Raw genomic sequence first — 17909 nt, 5'->3', positions numbered from 1 at the left:
GGACGTGCCGGTGTCGGTTTGCACCACAGCGACGGTAGACGATGTCGGGATCCGCCGGGATTCCGGTGCTGCCTCGGCCGTCGGCCGGCCGTCGTCGAGTCTGGCGGCATGACGCACAGAAACGAGAACGGCCCCGGATGGTGGCCGCTGGTCGCCCTGTCACTGGGCGGCTTCATGCTGCTGATCGACGTGACGATCGTGAACACGGCGCTGCCGAGGATGGCGACCTCCCTGGGTGCCTCGTTCACCTCCCTGCAGTGGGTGGTGGACATCTACGCCGTCGCGCTGGCCGCCCTGCTGCTGGCGGCGGGTTCCCTGGCCGACCTGCACGGCAGGCGGCGGATATTCGCCGGCGGCCTGGTGCTCTTCGCCCTGGCCTCGCTGGCCTGCGGACTCGCCCCCGACGCGGGCTGGCTGATCGCGGCCCGTGCCGTGCAGGGCGTCGGCGCGGCAGCCGTCTTCGCGGCGAACGCACCCCTGATCACCGCCACCTACCACGGGCGGGCCCGGGGTGTGGCCTTCGGCGTGTGGGGCGCTGTCAACGGGGCCGCGGCCGGAAGCGGGCTGGCGCTGGGCGGCGTACTGACCGAGTACGTCGACTGGCGCGCCATCTTCTTCGTCAACGTCCCGCTGACGGCCCTCGCCCTGTGGATCACCTTCCGCACGGTGCCCGAGTCCCGGCCCCCGCGCCAGGCGCGGTCCCGGGTGGACTGGCTGGGCGCCGGGCTGTTCACCCTGAGCGTGGGCGCGCTGACGTACGGGCTGGTGCGCGGCGGTGACGCGGGCTGGGGCGACGGGCTGACGGTGGGGACGCTGGTCGCCGCCGGGCTCGCGGCGGTCGCGTTCGTCCTCGTCGAACGGGTGTTGGGAGCCGCGTCCGCGCGGGGTTCCAGGGCCGGTGCGGCGCCGCTGCTGAACCTGGCCCTGCTGCGCAACCGGTCTTTCACCGTCCTCATGGTGGCCGCGCTGCTGATCCAGGCCGCCGCGTTCGCCCACTTCGTCTACAGCGCGCTGTGGGCCCAGTCCGTGCTGGGGATGAGCCCCCTGGGCGCGGGGCTCGCCATGCTGCCGATGTCGGCGGTCTCCTTCGTCGTGGCCGGCGTGTTCGGCGGCCGGCTGCAACGGATGCGGCCCCAGTACCCGCTGGGTGCCGGGGCGCTGGTGATCGGGGCAGGCGTGCTGACGCAGATGCTCGTCTCCCCCGGCTCGTCCTGGACGGCGCTGCTGCCCGGGCTCCTGCTCGTCGGGGTGGGCGTCGGTGCGGCGCTCACCGTGCTGGTCTCCGCCGCGCTCGGCTCCGTACCACCGCAGCAGGCCGGGCTGGCCAGCGGTGCCGTCAACACCTTCCGGCAGTTGGGCTACGCCCTCGGTGTCGCCGTGCTGGGCACCCTGTTCGCCACCCGGGTGCGCGAGGTGCTGATGGGCCACGGCGTTCCCGCCCCGGCCGCCGAGGCCGCGGGGGGCGGCCGGGCACAGGAGGCAGGCGTGCCGATGGGCCTCGTCCGCGAGGCGTTCGCGGCCGGGCTGGACCGCATCTTCCTGGTCTGCGGCGCCGCCGCGCTCGTCGCAGGGGTGGCGGTGCTGCTGTTCGTCCGCGGGCGCGCGGCGACGGCGCACGCGCCGGAGCCGGGACGGATGCCGGAGACAGGAGCGGTCCCGGAACGACTGCGGGAGGGCGGCCCGGCTACGGCGGAGAAGGTCCACTCCCCGGCGCCGTGACGGGGCGCCCCGCCCCCGTTGGCCGTGGCTCTCCCTCGTACAGCCGGGCCACCTGACGGGCCCGGCGGACGAGCTCCGCGCGGGCCTCGGGCGGGTCGAGGATCTCCACCCAGGGGCCGAACTGGAGGAGTTGGCAGACGGCGGGGAGCACGGGGTAGGCGAGGCGGACGGTCACCCACGCGCCGGTGGCCTCCGCCGCATCGTCGCCGCCGGCCGCCGGGGCGTCCTCCCCCGCGTCGGCAGCTCCCCTCTCGGGGGGCGCGGTGAGGGTGGGTCCGACGATGCGGGTGAACATGTCGAGCCGGGAGCTGCGCACCCGCGCGGTCACCCGCACCTCCCTGGGCCGCTCCTCGACGCGGCGGCGCAGGGTCTGCCAGACCTCGTCGAGTTCCACCCCGGCCCGTCGCCTGACCGGCTCCTCGACGACCTTGGCCGCGGCCATCCGGTCCACCCGGAACAGCGCCGGGGAGCGCCGCCGGTCGGCCACCAGGTACCAGACCCCCGCCTTGCTGACGAGACCGTAGGGATCGACCGTGTACGTGTGCAGGCGGGTGCCGCCGCCGTGCCGGTAGCGGATGCGCAGCCTGCGGTCGGCGAAGACCGCGGTGTGCAGCTCGTCCAGTTCGACGTCCGGGAGGGGCCCGCTCAGCCACCGGTCGGGGTCCACCAGGATGCGGCGGCGGGTCAGTTCGGCCCCCGGACGGTGCGGCGCGGGCAGGGCCGCCATCACCTTGCGCAGCGCGGAGCCCAGCGCACCGTCGAGCCCGAGCGCCGTGTGGGCGCCCTGTGCGGCGAGGACGAACAGGGCGCGCGCCTCGTCGCTGGTCAGCCCCGTCACGTCGGTGCGGTACCCGGGCAGCAGCCGGATGCCGCCGTGCCGGCCGCGTTCCGCGTAGACGGGCACACCGGCGGCCGACAGCGCCTCCACGTCGCGGTAGATGGTGCGCGTGGAGACCTCCAGCTCCGCCGCGAGTTCGTCGGCAGGCACCCGGTCACGCGTCTGGAGGAGCAGCAGGACGGACAGCAGCCGGTCTGATTTCACGTCCCCACAGTGCCGCAGAAAAGCTTGACGGTCGATGTCAGGTTTTGGCGGCAGACTCCTCGTCGTCCACAGCTACCGGTCACGACCGAGGAGTCACCCATGAGCGATGCCCCGAGCAGCGCGGACACCCGGCAGTTGCCCGACCCCCGTCCGCTGTACGGGCGCGCCGCGGAGCAGCTCCACCAGCTCGTCGCCGCTGCCGCACCCGAACAGCTCGACCGTCCGACACCGTGCGCGCAGTTCGACGTACGCGCCCTGCTGGGCCACCTGGTGGAGAGCTCCCGGCGGATCGCCGCCGTCGCCGAGGGCGGCCCCGCGCGGCAGCCGACACAGGCACCGGAACAGCCGGCCGACGTACCCGACCAGGACTGGCCGAAACTCTACGACGAGGCGCGCACCCGGATGAGCACCGCCTGGTCGAGCGACGCCCTCATGGACACCGTCGTGACCGTCCCATGGGGGCGGCTCCCGGGCCGCATCGCGCTGGCGAGCTTCGTCGTGGAGACCGTCACCCACGCCTGGGACCTGGCGCGCTCCCTCGGCCGCGAGGGCGAACTCGACGAGGAGCTGGCCGCCTTCGCGCTGGCCGCAGCCCGGCGGGCCCTCCCGGCGGAGGGCCGGGAGGGGCTTCCGTTCGGCGAGGCGCAGCCGGCGCCCGAGTCGGCCGGCACGTACGCCCGGCTCGCGGCGTGGACGGGCCGGGACCCGCAGTGGGACGCCTCGACGCCCGGCCGCTGAGCCGGGGCGCGGCGGCCCGGACCGGCCCGCCGGGCAGGGCCGGTGAACCGCACCGACGGGATGAAAGGGATGCGCATGAGGCACGGGGACGAACGGGATGCACGCAACGAGCGGGAGGGCTGAGGCGATGGGACACGCGGGGCTGGAGAGGCTGCGTGGCGCGGTGCGCGGTGCGGTGCTCGCGCCGCAGGACGCGGGCTACGACGAGGAGCGCACCGGCTTCCAGAGAAGCGCCGGGCACCGCCCGGACGTGATCGTGGCGGCCCGGACGGCGCAGGACGTGCGCGAGGCCGTCGGCTACGCCAGGACCTGCGGCCTCCCCGTCGCGGTGCAGGCCACGGGGCACGGGCAGGGCGCGGCCATGCGGGGCGGCGTCCTGGTGAGCACCCGGCACCTGACGGGCATCGAGATCGACTCCGAGGCCGGCACCGCCTGGGTGGAGGCGGGCGTACGGGCGGGTGACCTCGTCGCGGAGGCGGCACGGTACGGGCTCGCGCCGGTCAACGGTTCGGCACCGGGCGTCGGCGTCGTCTCGTACACGCTGGGCGGTGGCGTGGGACTGCTGGGACGGCGGTTCGGGTACGCGGCCGACCAGGTGCGGCGGATCGAGATCGTCACCGGGGACGCCGGCGCCCCGCTGCGCGACGTCACGGCGGACAGCGAGCCCGGCCTGTTCGCCGCGCTGCGCGGCGGTGGCGGCGGCTGGGGTGTCGTCACCGGCATGGAGATCGGCCTCGTCCCCGTCGAACGGATCTTCGGCGGGCGGCTCGTCTTCGACGGCGGCGAGGTCGCCGAAGAGCTGGTGCGGCTGTGGCAGAAGTGGACACAGACGGTGCCCGACGAGCTGACCTCCGCCGTGACCCTGCTGCCGATGCCCGACCTGCCCGGCGTCCCCGCGCCACTGCGCGGCCGGTATCTCGCACAGGTGCACATCGCGTTCGCCGGCACGCGTGCGGACGGCGAGCAGTGGGTCGAGCCCCTGCGCGCCCTCGGCTCCCTGCTGGTGGACGAGCTGCGCGAGATGCCGTACACGGAGTGTGCCTCGGTCTTCAGCGAACCCGACACCCCGCACGGCTATCGCAGCGCCAACCTCCTGCTCCCGCCCGGGGGCCTCGGCGACGAGGCGCTGCGCTCCGTCCTCGCGGCGGGCGGCCCGGACGCCGACGTCATGTGCGTGCTGAGCATGCGCCACCTGGGCGGCGCCCTCTCCCGCCCCCCGGCGGCCCCCGACTGCGTCGCGCACCGCGAGGCGGGCTACCTGCTGTACGCGCTCTCCCCGGTGACCGCCCGAGGCCGGGACGCCGGCGCGTCAGCCGGTACGGAGGATCCCGACGGCGGCGCGGAGGGGGCCGGTGGTGACGCGGAGGTCGTGAGGGCGCACGCGCGCGTGCTGGCACCGGCGGCCGGTGCCATGGTCGGCCGCAGCGCCAACTTCCTCTACGGGCCGCAGAGCCGCGACGTCGCCCGGTCCGCGTACCCGACTCAGGCGGCGGACCGCCTGGAGCGGCTGTCGGAGCAGTACGACCCGGAGGGCTTGTTCCGGTTCAGCCTGTGGAGCACCGCACGGGATTCGAAGAAGAATCCGTCAGACGCGTAACCGTACGAAAATCGGCTCGTTGCACCAGATGCGCGGAGGCGACTGGAGCAGACGGCGTCGAGAGTGTGTGAAGTGGTGGTGGCCGGTCGAGGCGCGGCCCGCGAAGGGCTCCTTGCCGGTAGTGCGGTACGTGGGAAGACATGAGCTGATCTCCGCTCCTGGTTCCTGGATACGGACACCTGCCGACCCCCAGGTGATCGGGGTCCGACAGTCATGTTCCGCGAACCGGACCCGAGGGGGTCTTCCATGTACACCGAGTCCGTACTGCTGGAGTCGCGCAGCGCGCGCTCCGGGCTGGCACACAGGGTCGAAGTGCTCGACGAAGTGAAGGCGTTGGCGTTTTCCACAGGCCGTGCACAGGCCACCACCCGGGATGTGGCCAACTACTTCGACGTGCCGCTGAAAACTGTGGAAAAACTCGCCGAGCGGCACCGCGAGGAGCTCACGAGCAACGGAATGACCGTGCTGCGGGGCGCTGACCTGCCTCGATATGAGACCGACAAGTTGTCGGTCTCATCCGAGGCGGGGCAGAGTTATCCACAGCGCCGCAGCGGTCTCACGGTCTTCGACCGCCGTGCGGTCCTCAACGTGGCCATGCTGCTGCGGGACAGCGTCGTCGCCCAGCGGGTCCGCAGCTACCTCCTCGGCGCCGAGGAGAGCGCCCGCGCGGCGAGCGGGTACGCCGCCCACCCGGGTGTGGAAGCGGTCCGGCGGTCGACGGAGGAGCTGCGCCAGACGGTCCGCACGCTGGCGGCGGGGTACGGCTCCCTCGACCGCAGGGTGACCCATCTGGAGACGGCCGGAGCCGAGCTGGGTGCCGTGCTCCAGGAGCTGGGGCCGGTGATCGGTCGCATGTCCACGCGGGTCGACCGTATGGACCACCGACTGGTGGAGACCGAACGGCGCACCGAGCGCACCGAGCAGGTGGTGTGCGCGATGAGTCAGCGGCTCGCGGAGATGGGCGAGGAGATGCGCGGGATGCGCCAGGACCTGCGAGGCGTCATGCGGGCCCTGGGCACCCGGCCCGTCCCGCCCAGGCAGCGCGACGGCAAGTGACCCGCACGGCGCCCCCGGCCCGCGGCATGTGACCGCAACGGCCGGGGGCGCCGTCTGCCCCTCTGTCCCGCTGTCCTGCTGTCCTGCTGTCCTGCTGTCCTGTGAGGAGGCTCTCGCGGGCGACGTCCGTGAACCCGTTCGAGCGAGTTGTAGGATGACTGGGCAACCGGGCGAGCCGGGGGGTCGTCCTCCGCAAGTGCCTTCCAAGGGCCCGGTGGCCCGCAAGCGGCACGGTCCTGCGGGCATCAGGGAAGACAGGAGCTGGGGAGAGTGGCACTGCGTGCGGCCGGACGGCAGTCGCTCGTCGACACCGTCGTCGACGAGCTGCGGGCGCAGCTCGTCGCGGGCGAGTGGCCGGTGGGCGAGCGCATCCCCACCGAGCACGCGCTCGCCGAACAGCTCCAGGTCGGCCGGAACACCGTGCGGGAGGCCGTACGGGTCCTGGTGCACGCCGGGATGCTGCGCTCGCGGCAGGGCGAGGGCACGTTCGTGGTGGCCACCGCCGACCCGGGCGACATCGTCCGCGGGGTGCAGCGCGCGGACGTCCGCGACGTACTGGAGCTGCGGATCGCGCTGGAGGCGGAGGGCGCCCGGCTGGCGGCCCTGCGGCACAGGGCGGCGGACCTGGAGCGGATGCGGGACGCGCTCGCCGCGCAGGCGGCGTTCCGGGACGGCCTGGGCCAGCCCGCAGACGGTCAGTACGAGCTGTACGCGGAGCACGACATCGAGTTCCACGTCGCCGTCGTCGATGCGGCGCACAACACCGCGCTGAGCGCCACGTACGCGTGGTTCAGCACGTCGGTACGGGACGCGCTGGTCGCCTCACTGCACGACAGGCACATGCCCCGCATCCACGAGACGGACCATCACGACCTCGTGGACGCCATCGGAACCGGCGACCCGGACGCCGCGGAGCGGGCCGCGAGGGCGCTGCTCGCCAAGCCGAAACAGGCCGTGGAAGCGCTGCTCGGCGCGGAGCGGGGGCCCACCGCCCCCGCCCGGTGAGAAGCCGCCCCGCAGGACCGACGATCCGCTCCGCAGCAGCGCGCAAGCCGCTCCGCGTGGAGCGAGAAGCGGGGCTGCCCCTCGGCGCCCGCCTCGGCACCACCGTTCAGCAGAAAGGCACCACCCATGTCCCCGTCCCCCAGGGAAGGACTCACACCGCCCGCCGAAGGGCTCACCGCTGAGGAGATCCTCTCGGCCGAGCTGATCGACGCGGAAGAGGATCTGACGCCCGCGCCCCCGGTGGCGGCGGCCCGCAGGAGGCTGCGCACGCATCCCTTGCTGCTGTTCGTCGGCATCGTGCTTGCCTCGCTCAACATGCGTGCGGCGCTCGCGGGTGTCTCACCCGTGCTGAGCGAGATCAGCGACGACTTCCGCATGACGTCGACGGTCAGCAGTCTGGTCACCACCATTCCGCTGATCTTCATGGGTGTGGTCTCGCCGCTGGCACCGAAGCTGGCGCGGCGCTGGGGGACGGAGACGGTGCTGCTCGGGGCGCTCGTCCTACTGGCGGGCGGCATAGTGCTGCGCATCGCACCGCCGCTGGTGGCGCTGTTCGCCGGGTGCGCGGTGGTCGGTTCGGGGATCGCGCTGCTGAACGTGCTGATGCCGGGGCTGATCAAGCGGGACTTCCCCGAGCGGGCCGCCGGGATGACGGCGCTGTACTCGACGGCGATGATCATGGGGGCGACCGTCTCCGCCGCCGCGGCCGTACCGCTGGAGCACGCGCTGGGCAGTTGGCGGGGGTCGCTGGTCTCCTGGGCGGTGCTGGCGGCGGTCGCGGCCGCCGCGTGGCTGCCGCAGACCGTGCTCGCGCGGCGCGGTACCCGGCACGGCGCGGCGGCCGCCGTGTCCGCGCGCCCCTCCGCGCCGTCCCCGGACGGTGCGGGTGCCGTCGCTCCGGCCGGTCCGAAGCTGACCCGCTCGCCGCTGGCCTGGCAGATCACCCTGTTCATGGGCTCCCAGTCGCTGATCGCGTACGTGACGATCGCCTGGCTGCCGACGCTCTTCACCGACCACGGGATGAGCAAGGCGAGCGCGGGACTGGTCTTCGCCTTCAGCACACTGGTGCAGATGGGCGGCTCGTTCGTGGTGCCGACGCTGGCCGGGCGGATGCGGCGGCAGCGGCTGCTGTGCGCCACGGTGGCGCTGTTCATGGCGGTGGGCATCGCCGGACTGCTGGTCGCACCCGTGGCCGGCGCCTGGGTGTGGGCGACGCTGCTGGGGCTGGGCCAGGGCGGCGCCCTCGGGATCGCCCTGACGCTGATGGTGCTGCGCTCCGGGGACGCGCACACGGCCGCACGGCTGTCGGGCATGGCGCAGACGTGGGGCTACCTGCTGGCCGCCGCGGGCCCCCTGGCGCTCGGGGCGGTGCACCAGATGACGGACGGCTGGACGGTACCGATCGTGCTGCTGCTGTGCGTGTGCGGGGCGCTCGTGCTGCTGGGCCTGGGCGCGGGCCGCGACCGCAGGATCAACGCGGCAGCATGACACGGGGCGGCGGCAGCCTGTCCGCTGCCGCCACCCGCACCGCGTGTCCTCCCCGCGGTTTCCGCCGTCCCTCCGTCACCGTCTCCCCGGGGTGCTCACTCCTCCCCGGCCAGCGTCAGGCTGCGCAGCTTCTGCCCGGCCAGGACGGTGCCGCCCACGGTGACGACGAGGAGCAGGACGACGCCCACCGGCAGCCCCACGGCGGAGGTGACGTCGGCACCGCTGCCCGCGATCCTCTCGGCCAGGGCGAGTGACCACTGCTGCACGCTGAGGGTCTTGGCGCCCTCGACCACGCTGCCGACGAGCGCCTCCCAGATCAGCGCGTACATCAGCCCGATGACCACGGCGTGCCGGCTGACCGTGCCCAGCAGCAGGAACAGCGCGCTGTAGGCGATCGAGGCGACCACGGCGGCGAGCGCGTAGGCCACCGCGAGCTGCTGGCTGTTGCCGTTCAGGATGAAGCCCGCCACCAGCACGGGGACGGCCGAGAAGACGGCGGTCACCGCGGAGGCGACGACGAACTTGGTGACGATGACGGTGGGGCGCCGTACCGGCTTGGACAGCAGGTAGACGACCGAACCGTCGTCGATCTCCGGCCCGATGGCGCCGGTCCCGGCGATGACGCCGATCAGCGGTACCAGGGTGGCCAGTGCGAAACCGCCCAGCAGTTGGCCGGTGACCGCGTCGTCGGCGCCGTTCATGGCGCGTACCGCGGCGGCCACGACGAGCAGCAGGGCCGGCAGCGCACACAGGATGAGCGCGCGGCGGCGGCCCAGCAGCGCGCGGTAGGTGAGTCGCGCGACGGTGGGATTGAACATCGGGTCAGCTCCTTTCCGCCGCTCAGGCCGCGACGAGGTACGAGAAGACGCTCTCCAGGGACTCGTCGGAGGGCGAGACGGTGTAGAGCCGGATGCCGTGCTCCTTGGCGACGCGGGGGAGCAGACCGGTGAAGCCGGTGAAGTCGACGGCCTGGATGTGCAGCGCGCCCTCGGTCCTGTCGAGTTCGATGCCCGCCGTGGAGGGGTCCGCGATGAGGGCGGCCGCCAGCCTGCGGTCGTCGCTGGAGCGCACCAGGTAGCGGTGCGGGCGGTCGGTCATCAGGCGGCGGATCTTGCGGAAGTCGCCGCTGGCCGCGTGCCGTCCGGCGACGACGACCTCGATGTGGGAGGCGAGCTGTTCGACCTCTTCCAGGATGTGCGAGGAGAACAGCACGGTGCGGCCCTCGTCGCCCATGGTGCGCAGCAGTTCCATCAGGTGCATGCGCTGACGCGGGTCCATGCCGTTGAAGGGTTCGTCCAGCAGCAGCACCGAGGGCTGGTGCACGAGCGCGGACGCCATCTTCACGCGCTGCCGCATGCCCTTGGAGTAGGTGGAGATCCGGCGGTCCTGTGCGTACTCCATCTCGACGGTGGCCAGCGCCTCGGCGGCAGCCGCGCGCGGGTCCGGCAGGCCGTGCAGTTCGGCGTTGGCCAGCACGAACTCCTGGCCCGTCAGGAAGTCGTACATGCCCTCCCGTTCGGGCACCAGGCCGATGTGCCGGTAGGAGCTCTCGTTGCGCCAGACCGGCGCCGCGGCGGCGCGGCCTCCGTCCGGCCCCGGGGAGGGCTCCAGGGTGACGGCACCGTTCGAGGGAGCGAGAAAACCGCCCATCATGTGGATGAGGGTGGACTTGCCGGCTCCGTTGGGGCCCAGCAGGCCGGTGACGCCGGGGCCGATGTCCATGGTGATGTCGTTGACCGCGACGACGTTCCCGAACCAGCGGGAGGCCCGGTCGATGTGGATCTGGGTCACAGTCCGGCCTTTCGGTAGCGGCGCTGCAGGAGTGCGTAGAAGCAGGCCAGGAGCGCGGCGAGGACGACGAGGTAGACGGCGCCCTGCGCACCGGTGAGGGTCTGCCCCTCGGGGAACCCGGAGGTCCCGCCGAGGAACCTGCTTTGGATGCCGTCCAGCAGCGTGCCCGGAGAGGCGAGTCCGAGCCAGCCGATGGCGGTCCCGTTGTCGGAGAGGGAGGCGATCCCCTGCAACGCGGTGACGAGGAAGAACGGCACCGTGACGGCGACGATGATCGCGGCGATGCCGAAGCCGCGGCGCGGGGTCAGCGCAGCGATCCAGGCACCGATCGCGCCGTACAGCAGGGCGAACAGGGCGCAGAACACCAGCCCTTGGGCGGCTCCCGCGGTCTGGTGCGCGAACCCGAGCTTCGCCAGCAGCCCGCCGACGTACATGATCAGTACCGGGGTGGCGGTGAAGACGAACAGCGCGGCGGACAGTGCCGTGTACTTGGCGGCCACGTAGTCGCCCCGCTCCATGGGACGCGAGAAGTACAGCGGTGTCGTCTTGAACCGCAGGTCCAGCGAGAAGGCCTGGGGTGCGGCGGCGGCGAGGTAGATGCCGATGAGGGGCTGCATCATCAGCACGTACTCGGAGTGGCCGACCTGGAGGTCCTTGCTCTTGGCGACCACGGTGACGGCGACGACGATGGCCGCCGGCAGCGCCACCGCGGCGAACAGCAGCATCGGCAGGACCTTCGACTTGGCCGAACGGCCCAGCCCGTAGGCGCCGCGCAGTGTCTGGCTGAACAGGGCCCGCCGCGCGTAGGAGCGGCCCAGGCGGGGGCCTTCGTAGCCGCGGTAGCCGATGTTGTGGATGACGTCCTGGCCGCGCCCGGGGGCGGTGCGCCCGGCCGCATCCTGTGCGGACGACTGCGCCGAAGCGGACGCACGCGCGTGCGCGTGCGGGGAGTCGGGTGCGGGGACGGATGTGTGCGCGGGAGTGCGGTCAGGCGACATTGCCGGCGCTCCTTTCCGTGAAGACCTCGGAGATCTGGTGCCGGCGCTGTTCCATGCGGACCAGCCCGAGGCCGAGGTCGGCCACGACGTCCCGCACCGTGTCGTAGGCGGACTCGTCCGCCACGTCGAGCGTGACCACATGCCCGGCGCCGGGGGCCAGGGAACCGGCCGGTGCCGGCTCGTGCGGGGTCAGCCCGGCCTCCTTCAGGGCCGTACGCAGGGCTGCGGTGCCGTCCGGTCGCGCCTCGGTGTCGGTGACCTCGACGGCCAGGACAGCGGTGCGCTGGGTGAAGTCGGAGGTGCTGGAGGAGCGCAGCAGCTTGCCGCCGTCGATGACGACGATGTGATCGCTGGTGCGCTCCAACTCGCCCAGCAGGTGCGAGGTGACCAGCACGGAGATGCCGAAGTCGGTGTGCACCCGGCGGATGAGGCCGAGCATCTCGTCGCGCCCGACCGGGTCCAGGCCGTTGGTGGGCTCGTCCAGGAAGACCAGCTCCGGGTCGTGGACCAGGGCCTGCGCGAGCTTGACCCGCTGCTTCATGCCGGTCGAGTAGCCACCCATCGGACGGTAGCGCTCCTCGTACAGCCCGACGTGGCGCAGCGTGTCGGCGGTACGTTCCCGTGCCGCGGCCGTGGGCAGCCCGGACATCCGCGCCATGTGGACGACGAACTCGGTCGCGGACACGTCCGGTGGCAGGCAGTCGTGCTCGGGCATGTAGCCGACGCGCTCCCGGATCGCGCCGCCCTGGGTGGCCACGTCCATCCCGAGCACGCCTGCGGTGCCCTCGGTGGCGGGGGAGAGCCCGAGCAGAATCTTGATGAGGGTGGACTTTCCGGCCCCGTTCGCGCCGACCAGACCGGTGACGCCCGGCTCTATGCCGACGGTCAGCCGGTCCAGGGCGGTCACCCGGGGGAACCGCTTGCTGAGGCTTTCGATCGCGATCACAGTCACGCTTCGACGCTAGGTGCGCCTCGTCGCGTCCGCGTCAGACGCAGCGCCGGTTTCCCCGCCCCGCCCCTACCCCTCAAGGGCGTCGGTCCGTACGCCTCAGGTCGGAGACGCCCGTAGGGGGTGACTGGACGAAGGTGGTGTGCGGCGACCGGGAACGGGAGGCGGCGCCGTAGAAGGGGCTGGTGCGGCGCGCCTGGCAGGACGCGGTCGACCCGTACCCGTGGCCGGTCCGGCCGGTGATCGGTGGTCGGCGGCCGGTGGACGGTGATCGGTGGTTCGGTGTCTGTGGTCGGCGGTCGGCGGCCGGTGGACGGTGATCGGTGGTCGGCGGCCGGTGGCCCCGTGGTCGGCCCGCGCCTCCGCGCCGCATGGCGTGCCCCGAGTCGGGCCGGACGACGTGCGGGACGTCGTGCGAACGTCGTGCCCCGAGTCGTGCGGGTTGCCTGCCCGAGTCGGGCGGGACGAGCCGAAGCATGCCGGTGAGGTGTACACGACCGGAGTTTTCCACAGGCTCGGCGGCGACCTTGACCATGCCAGGGGCCGATGTCACATTCGTCGATGTCAACGTGTTGCGGCGCGAGTACGGCAGGCACGCCGTGCTCGGACCGGTCACGGCCCGGGGCACGGCGTGCTCGGCGCAGCCATGGCCCGCGAGGCCTGCGGCGGCGCCGGCAGGAGGGAGCACAGCGGTATGAGCGGCGGGAAACCGAACCGGCGGGATGGCGGCCCGGCCACGGGCGGACTGCTGGAGGGCGCGCGGGAACGCCGCGTCGCCACGGGAGGGGTCGAGCTGTGCGTGGCCGAACTCGGCGACGCCGACCGGCCGACGGTGGTGCTGGTGCACGGCTACCCGGACAGCAAGGAGGTGTGGGCGCAGGTGGCCCGACGCCTCGCGGACCGCTTCCACGTGGTGCTCTACGACGTGCGGGGCTGCGGTCGCTCGACGGCGCCCCGGCCACTGCGTGGCGGCTTCACCCTGGAGAAGCTGACCGACGACTTCCTGGCTGTCGCCGACGCGGTGAGCCCGGACGCCCCGGTGCACCTGGTGGGGCACGACTGGGGCTCCGTGCAGGGCTGGGAGTTCGCCACGGTGGAGCGCACGAAGGGCCGGATCGCCTCCTTCACCTCCGTCTCGGGCCCGTCCCTGGACCACTTCGGCCACTGGATCAAGCGGCGGATGTCCCGCCCCACCCCGCGCCGCACCGCCCAACTGCTCGGCCAGGGCGCCAAGTCCTGGTACGTCTACGCGCTGCACACCCCGAAGCTGCCCGAGCTGGCATGGCGCGGCCCACTGGGCAGGCGCTGGCCACGGCTGCTGGAGCTGACCGAGAAGGTACCCGGCGACGGCTATCCCACCGCCTCCCTGAGCCGGGACGCGGCGCACGGCGCCTGGCTGTACCGCGACAATGTGCGCGCCCGGCTGCGGCGGCCCCGCACCGACTGCCACGCCCACGTGCCGGTGCAGCTCATCACCCCCACCGGTGACGCCTTCCTCAGCGAGCACCTCTACGACGAGCTGGAGCAGTGGGCGCCCCGCCTCACCCGCCGCACCCTGCCCGCCAAGCACTGGGTGCCGCGTACCCGGCCCGACCAACTGGCCGCCTGGATCACCGGCTTCGTCACCGGTGACGGAACGGGGCAGGTGTCCTCGTCGGGAACCGCCACCGGTTCGGGCCGGAAGGGCAGCACGTCCCCCGGCCGGCGCGCCGACCGGTTCGCCGGACAGCTCGTGCTGGTCACCGGCGGCGGGAGCGGCATCGGCAGGGCGACGGCCCTGGCCTTCGCGGAGGCCGGAGCCCGTGTGCTCGTCGTCGACCGCGACGGGGAGAGCGCCGCCCGCACAGTCGAGCTGGCCCGCCCGGCGGGCGCCCCGGAGACCTGGGCGGAGACGGTCGACGTCGCGGACGAGGAGGCGATGGAGAAGCTCGCCCGGAAGGTGGCCGCCGAGCACGGCACGGTGGACGTACTGGTCAACAACGCGGGCATCGGCATGGCGGGCTCCTTCCTGGAGACCACCACCGAGCAGTGGAAACAGACCCTGGACGTCAACCTGTGGGGCGTCATCCACGGTTGCCGCCTCTTCGGCCGGCAGATGGCCGAGCGCGGCCAGGGCGGGCACATCGTCAACACCGCCTCGGCCGCCGCCTACCAGCCTTCCCGCGCCCTGCCCGCCTACAGCGCATCCAAGGCGGCGGTGCTGATGCTCAGCGAGTGCCTGCGCGCCGAACTGGCGGGGCGCGGCATCGGGGTGACGGCGGTCTGCCCCGGCTTCGTCCACACCGGCATCACCCGCACCGCGCACCTCGCGGGGGCGAGCGAGGAACAGCAACAGCACTTCCGGCGCCGCACCTCGCGGCTGTACGCCCTGCGGAACTACCCGCCGGAGAAGGTGGCCGAAGCCGTGCTGCAGGCGGTGGTCCACAACCGGGCGGTGGTCCCGGTGACGCCCGAGGCCCGGGGAGCGCGGCTCCTCTCGCGACTGGCCCCGCGCGCCCTGCGCGGCATAGCCCGCGTCCAGCCCCCGGCATGACCCCCGGCAGGGCCCGCCTTCCCCCTTCGGTCTCCTGCCCTCCGGTCCCTCCTCCCCCTGGAGACCGTCCGGCGCCCCTGCCCTCGGCCGCTCACCGGGCCTCCCACCACCAAGGAGTGAGCACTGTGACTCCGTCCGCCCCCTTCTCCACCCCCGCCCCGGTGCCTTCGGCGGAGTACCGCATCGAGGACCTCGCGCACCGCAGCGGAGCGACGGTGCGCACGATCCGCGCCTACCAGGACAGGGGCCTGCTGCCCAGACCCGAGCGGCGCGGCCGGGCCAACGTCTACGACGACTCGCACCTGGCGCGGCTGCGGCAGATAGCCGAACTGCTGGAGCGCGGCTACACGCTGGCCTCCATCAAGGAGCTCCTCCAGGCCTGGGACGAGGGCCGGGGGCTGGGCGGGGTGCTGGGGCTGGTCGCGGAGGTCGACGGGCCCTGGACGAACGAGGAGTCGGGCCACATCTCCCGCTCGGAGCTGGCGGAGCTGTTCGGTGGCGAGCAGGACGGTAGGGCGATCACCGAGGCGGTGGCGCTCGGTGTGCTGGAGCCGCTGCGGAGGGGCCCCGCGAGTCCGCTGGGGAGGGGCCCCGCGGATCCCGGGAGGCCGGGGAGCCCCGGGGAGTCGGGGGAGCCCGGGGCATCAGGGAAGCCGGGGACGTCGGAGAAGCCGCGGACGCCAAGGACACCGGCGACGCTGGGGACGCCAAGGACGGCGGGGACACCGGGGGCACCGGCAGGAGCGGAAGGCACGGAGAAGCCGGAAGGGGCGAGCGAACAGGAGAGGGAGGAGGAGTTCCGGGTACCGAGCCCGAGGGAGCTGGCGGTGGCGGCGGAACTGCACAGGGCCGGGGTGCCGCTGTCGGCGATCACCGCGCAGTTGCGGGAGCTGCGCGGTCAGGTGGAGCACATAGCGGCCCGCTTCCTGGACTTCACCGATGAGCACGTCTTCATCCGCTACACCGGCACCCGTCTCTCGGAGGGCGACGCCTCCGAAGCGGCGGATCTGGTGCGCCGCCTCCGCCCGCTGGCGCAGCAGACCGTTGAGGCGGAGCTGGCCCGGGCCATGCGGAAGTTGGCGGCCCGCAACCTGCGGGACCACCTGCGCTCCGCGACCGCCGCCCGACCCCCCGTTCCCCTCCCGGACCCGGCCCGGGATTCTGCCTCCACCCCGGGCCCGGCCCCGGATTCCGTCTCCATCCGGGAGTCGGCCCCGAACAGGGTGCGGGACGCGGCGAACGGGGGAAACGGGGGGAACGCTGCGCGGAGTGAGCAGGTGTGCCTGCCCGCGGAGACGGTGGAGGCGGTACGGGAGCTGGTGGGCCCGGCACGGGTCGCGGAGTTCGTCGCGGCGGCAGCGGAACGGGAGGTGAGGGCCCGGTCGATGGACCGGATGGCGGCCGAGCGTGGCTGACGGGGCCCGGGCACGCCGCGACGCAGCGACGCCGGGACTCCAGGGGTGAGCTCCCGTACTCCCCCGGGGCCCCGCGCTTCCCGGCAGGGGGCACAAGGTGCGCGGGTGCTCAGCCGTGCATGCGGGCACCGGGCGTGCTGGTCACCCCGCATGTGGCGGGCGGTTCGGCGAGTTTCCGCCCGCGCCGAGCGGCCCGTCGCGGAACAGGTGCGCCGCTGGGCCGCGGGCGAGGGGCTGCTCAACCGGGTACCGCGGACCACGCCGGAAGAGGACTCACGCTCTCGGCAGGGGGACGTGCCCGTCGGAAGGGAGACGTGAGCTCTCGGGAGGGGAACGCGCCCTCCGCGAGAGAAACATGAGCTCTCGGGAGGGGAACGCGCCCTCCGGGAGGGAGACCTGAGCTGTCGGGAGGGAGACGTACGCTCTGGGGCATGAGTCTGCGCCTGAGCACCGTGATTCTGCCCGTACGCCGCTGGCAGGAGGGTGGCCGCGCGCAGTGGCAGCGCGCCGAGGAGCTCGGCTTCCATGCCGCCTACACCTACGACCATCTCTCCTGGCGGGTGCCGTTCCGGGACCGCACCTGGTTCGGGGCGGTCCCCACGCTGACGGCCGCGGCGGCCGTCACCGGACGCATCCGGCTGGGCACCCTGGTCACCTCGCCCAACTTCCGGCACCCGGTGACGCTGGCCAAGGAGCTGCTCTCCCTGGACGATCTGTCCGGCGGCCGGATCACGCTGGGCATCGGCGCGGGCGGCAACGGCTTCGACGCGACCGTGCTGGGGCAGAAGGCGTGGTCGCCGCGGGAACGGGCGGACCGCTTCGCGGAGTTCGTGCCGCTGCTCGACCGGCTGCTGACCGAGGACGCGGTCACGTACGAGGGCACCTACTACTCGGCGCATGAGGCCCGCGGCATCCCCGGGTGCCTTCAACAGCCGCGGCTGCCGTTCACGGTGGCGGCCACCGGCCCCCGCGGGTTGCGGCTGGCGGCCCGCCACGGTCAGGCGTGGGTGACCACGGGGGACCCGAAGGTCTCGGCGGACGGTACGCCGGAGCAGTCGCGGGCGGCGCTGGGCCGCCAGTTGGAGGGGCTGGGCCGGGCGTGCGCCGAGGTCGGCCGGGACGTGGCGGAGCTGGACAAGGTGCTGCTCACCGGCTTCACGCCGGAGGGCGCCGGTGTACTGGACTCCCTCGACGCGTTCGTCGACTTCGCGGGCCGCCATGCCGAGCTGGGCTTCACCGAGATCGTGCTGCACGCCCCGATCCCCGACTCACCGTTCGCCGCCGACCAGGCGGTTTTCGAGAAGATCGCCACCGAGGCCCCCGCCCGCCTCGGCTGAGACCACCGCTCCGGCGCGTCGACGCCGTCCTCCACTTCCCCCGAGCCCACCACTGCGACCCGCACCCGGCACCCGGGTCCATGGCCGCACCCGGCATCCGAGTGCATGGCCACGCCCGGCATCCGAGCCCATGGCTACACCCGGCACCCGAACCCATCGCCGCACCCGACACCCCAGCCCATGGCTACACCCGACACCCGAACCCATCGCCGCACCCGGCTCCCCAGCCCATCGCCGCACC

14 protein-coding genes are annotated in these 17909 nt (G+C 73.3%); 9 read left to right on the top strand and 5 right to left on the bottom strand.

All coding sequences use genetic code 11. The features are described from left to right. Positions 1-108: 108 nt before the first annotated feature. The gene (locus tag H297_RS0132005) at positions 109-1719 is read left to right on the top strand and encodes an MFS transporter (protein ID WP_027740369.1); all 1611 of its coding nucleotides are present in this window, start codon (positions 109-111) and stop codon (positions 1717-1719) included. Here the strand turns inward: H297_RS0132005 and H297_RS39680 are convergent. After that, positions 1685-2761 (bottom strand): WYL domain-containing protein, encoded by a 1077-nt coding sequence (locus H297_RS39680; protein WP_051352361.1) that lies wholly within the window; start codon positions 2759-2761, stop codon positions 1685-1687. The two genes, H297_RS0132005 and H297_RS39680, sit on opposite strands and share 35 nt — an antisense overlap. Positions 2762-2860: 99 nt before the next feature. Here H297_RS39680 and H297_RS0131995 point away from each other — a divergent pair, with 99 nt between their 5' ends. From H297_RS0131995 to H297_RS0131975, 5 genes are all read left to right on the top strand, one after another. After that, entirely contained in the window at positions 2861-3499 is a 639-nt protein-coding gene (locus H297_RS0131995) for a TIGR03086 family metal-binding protein (RefSeq protein ID WP_051352360.1), read from the top strand. Between the two features lie 127 nt (positions 3500-3626). After that, entirely contained in the window at positions 3627-5096 is a 1470-nt protein-coding gene (locus H297_RS39675) for an FAD-binding protein (RefSeq protein ID WP_051352359.1), read from the top strand. A gap of 246 nt (positions 5097-5342) precedes the next feature. Beyond that, the gene (locus tag H297_RS39670; RefSeq protein WP_037795866.1) at positions 5343-6152 is read left to right on the top strand and encodes a hypothetical protein; all 810 of its coding nucleotides are present in this window, start codon (positions 5343-5345) and stop codon (positions 6150-6152) included. 270 nt (positions 6153-6422) lie between these two features. Continuing rightward, positions 6423-7157: a FadR/GntR family transcriptional regulator gene (locus H297_RS0131980; protein WP_037795865.1), complete on the top strand. Its 735-nt coding sequence runs from the start codon at positions 6423-6425 to the stop codon at positions 7155-7157. Positions 7158-7283: 126 nt separating this feature from the next. After that, positions 7284-8645 carry an MFS transporter gene (locus H297_RS0131975; RefSeq protein ID WP_027740366.1) on the top strand — a complete coding sequence of 454 codons (1362 nt, stop codon included), beginning with the start codon at positions 7284-7286 and terminating at the stop codon, positions 8643-8645. Between the two features lie 95 nt (positions 8646-8740). Here H297_RS0131975 and H297_RS0131970 read toward each other — a convergent pair whose 3' ends face one another. Genes H297_RS0131970 through H297_RS0131955 form a run of 4 tightly spaced genes read right to left on the bottom strand, consistent with a single transcriptional unit; the run spans position 8741 to position 12380 of the window. Continuing rightward, positions 8741-9463, bottom strand: coding sequence for an ABC transporter permease (locus H297_RS0131970; RefSeq protein ID WP_027740365.1), 723 nt, complete (start codon positions 9461-9463; stop codon positions 8741-8743). 22 nt (positions 9464-9485) lie between these two features. Then, positions 9486-10436 carry an ABC transporter ATP-binding protein gene (locus H297_RS0131965; RefSeq protein ID WP_027740364.1) on the bottom strand — a complete coding sequence of 317 codons (951 nt, stop codon included), beginning with the start codon at positions 10434-10436 and terminating at the stop codon, positions 9486-9488. Continuing rightward, positions 10433-11434 carry an ABC transporter permease subunit gene (locus H297_RS0131960; protein WP_078514934.1) on the bottom strand — a complete coding sequence of 334 codons (1002 nt, stop codon included), beginning with the start codon at positions 11432-11434 and terminating at the stop codon, positions 10433-10435. The genes H297_RS0131965 and H297_RS0131960 overlap by 4 nt, the downstream gene beginning before the upstream one ends. After that, the gene (locus H297_RS0131955; RefSeq protein ID WP_027740362.1) at positions 11424-12380 is read right to left on the bottom strand and encodes an ABC transporter ATP-binding protein; all 957 of its coding nucleotides are present in this window, start codon (positions 12378-12380) and stop codon (positions 11424-11426) included. The genes H297_RS0131960 and H297_RS0131955 overlap by 11 nt, the downstream gene beginning before the upstream one ends. Before the next feature lie 697 nt (positions 12381-13077). Here H297_RS0131955 and H297_RS0131945 point away from each other — a divergent pair. The 3 genes from H297_RS0131945 (at position 13078) to H297_RS0131935 (ending at position 17668) form a co-directional block, all read left to right on the top strand. Next, entirely contained in the window at positions 13078-14916 is a 1839-nt protein-coding gene (locus H297_RS0131945; RefSeq protein WP_051352358.1) for an SDR family oxidoreductase, read from the top strand. A 125-nt stretch (positions 14917-15041) separates the two neighbouring features. Continuing rightward, positions 15042-16331: a MerR family transcriptional regulator gene (locus tag H297_RS44755; RefSeq protein WP_486589759.1), complete on the top strand. Its 1290-nt coding sequence runs from the start codon at positions 15042-15044 to the stop codon at positions 16329-16331. A 431-nt stretch (positions 16332-16762) separates the two neighbouring features. Then, a complete protein-coding gene (locus tag H297_RS0131935) occupies positions 16763-17668 on the top strand; it encodes an LLM class flavin-dependent oxidoreductase (RefSeq protein WP_027740359.1) in 906 nt (301 codons plus the stop codon). The last annotated feature ends 241 nt before the right edge of the window (positions 17669-17909 follow it).

It is taken from the genome of Streptomyces sp. CNT360 (genome assembly GCF_000424785.1).
This window is presented reverse-complemented; position numbering and strand designations above follow the sequence as displayed.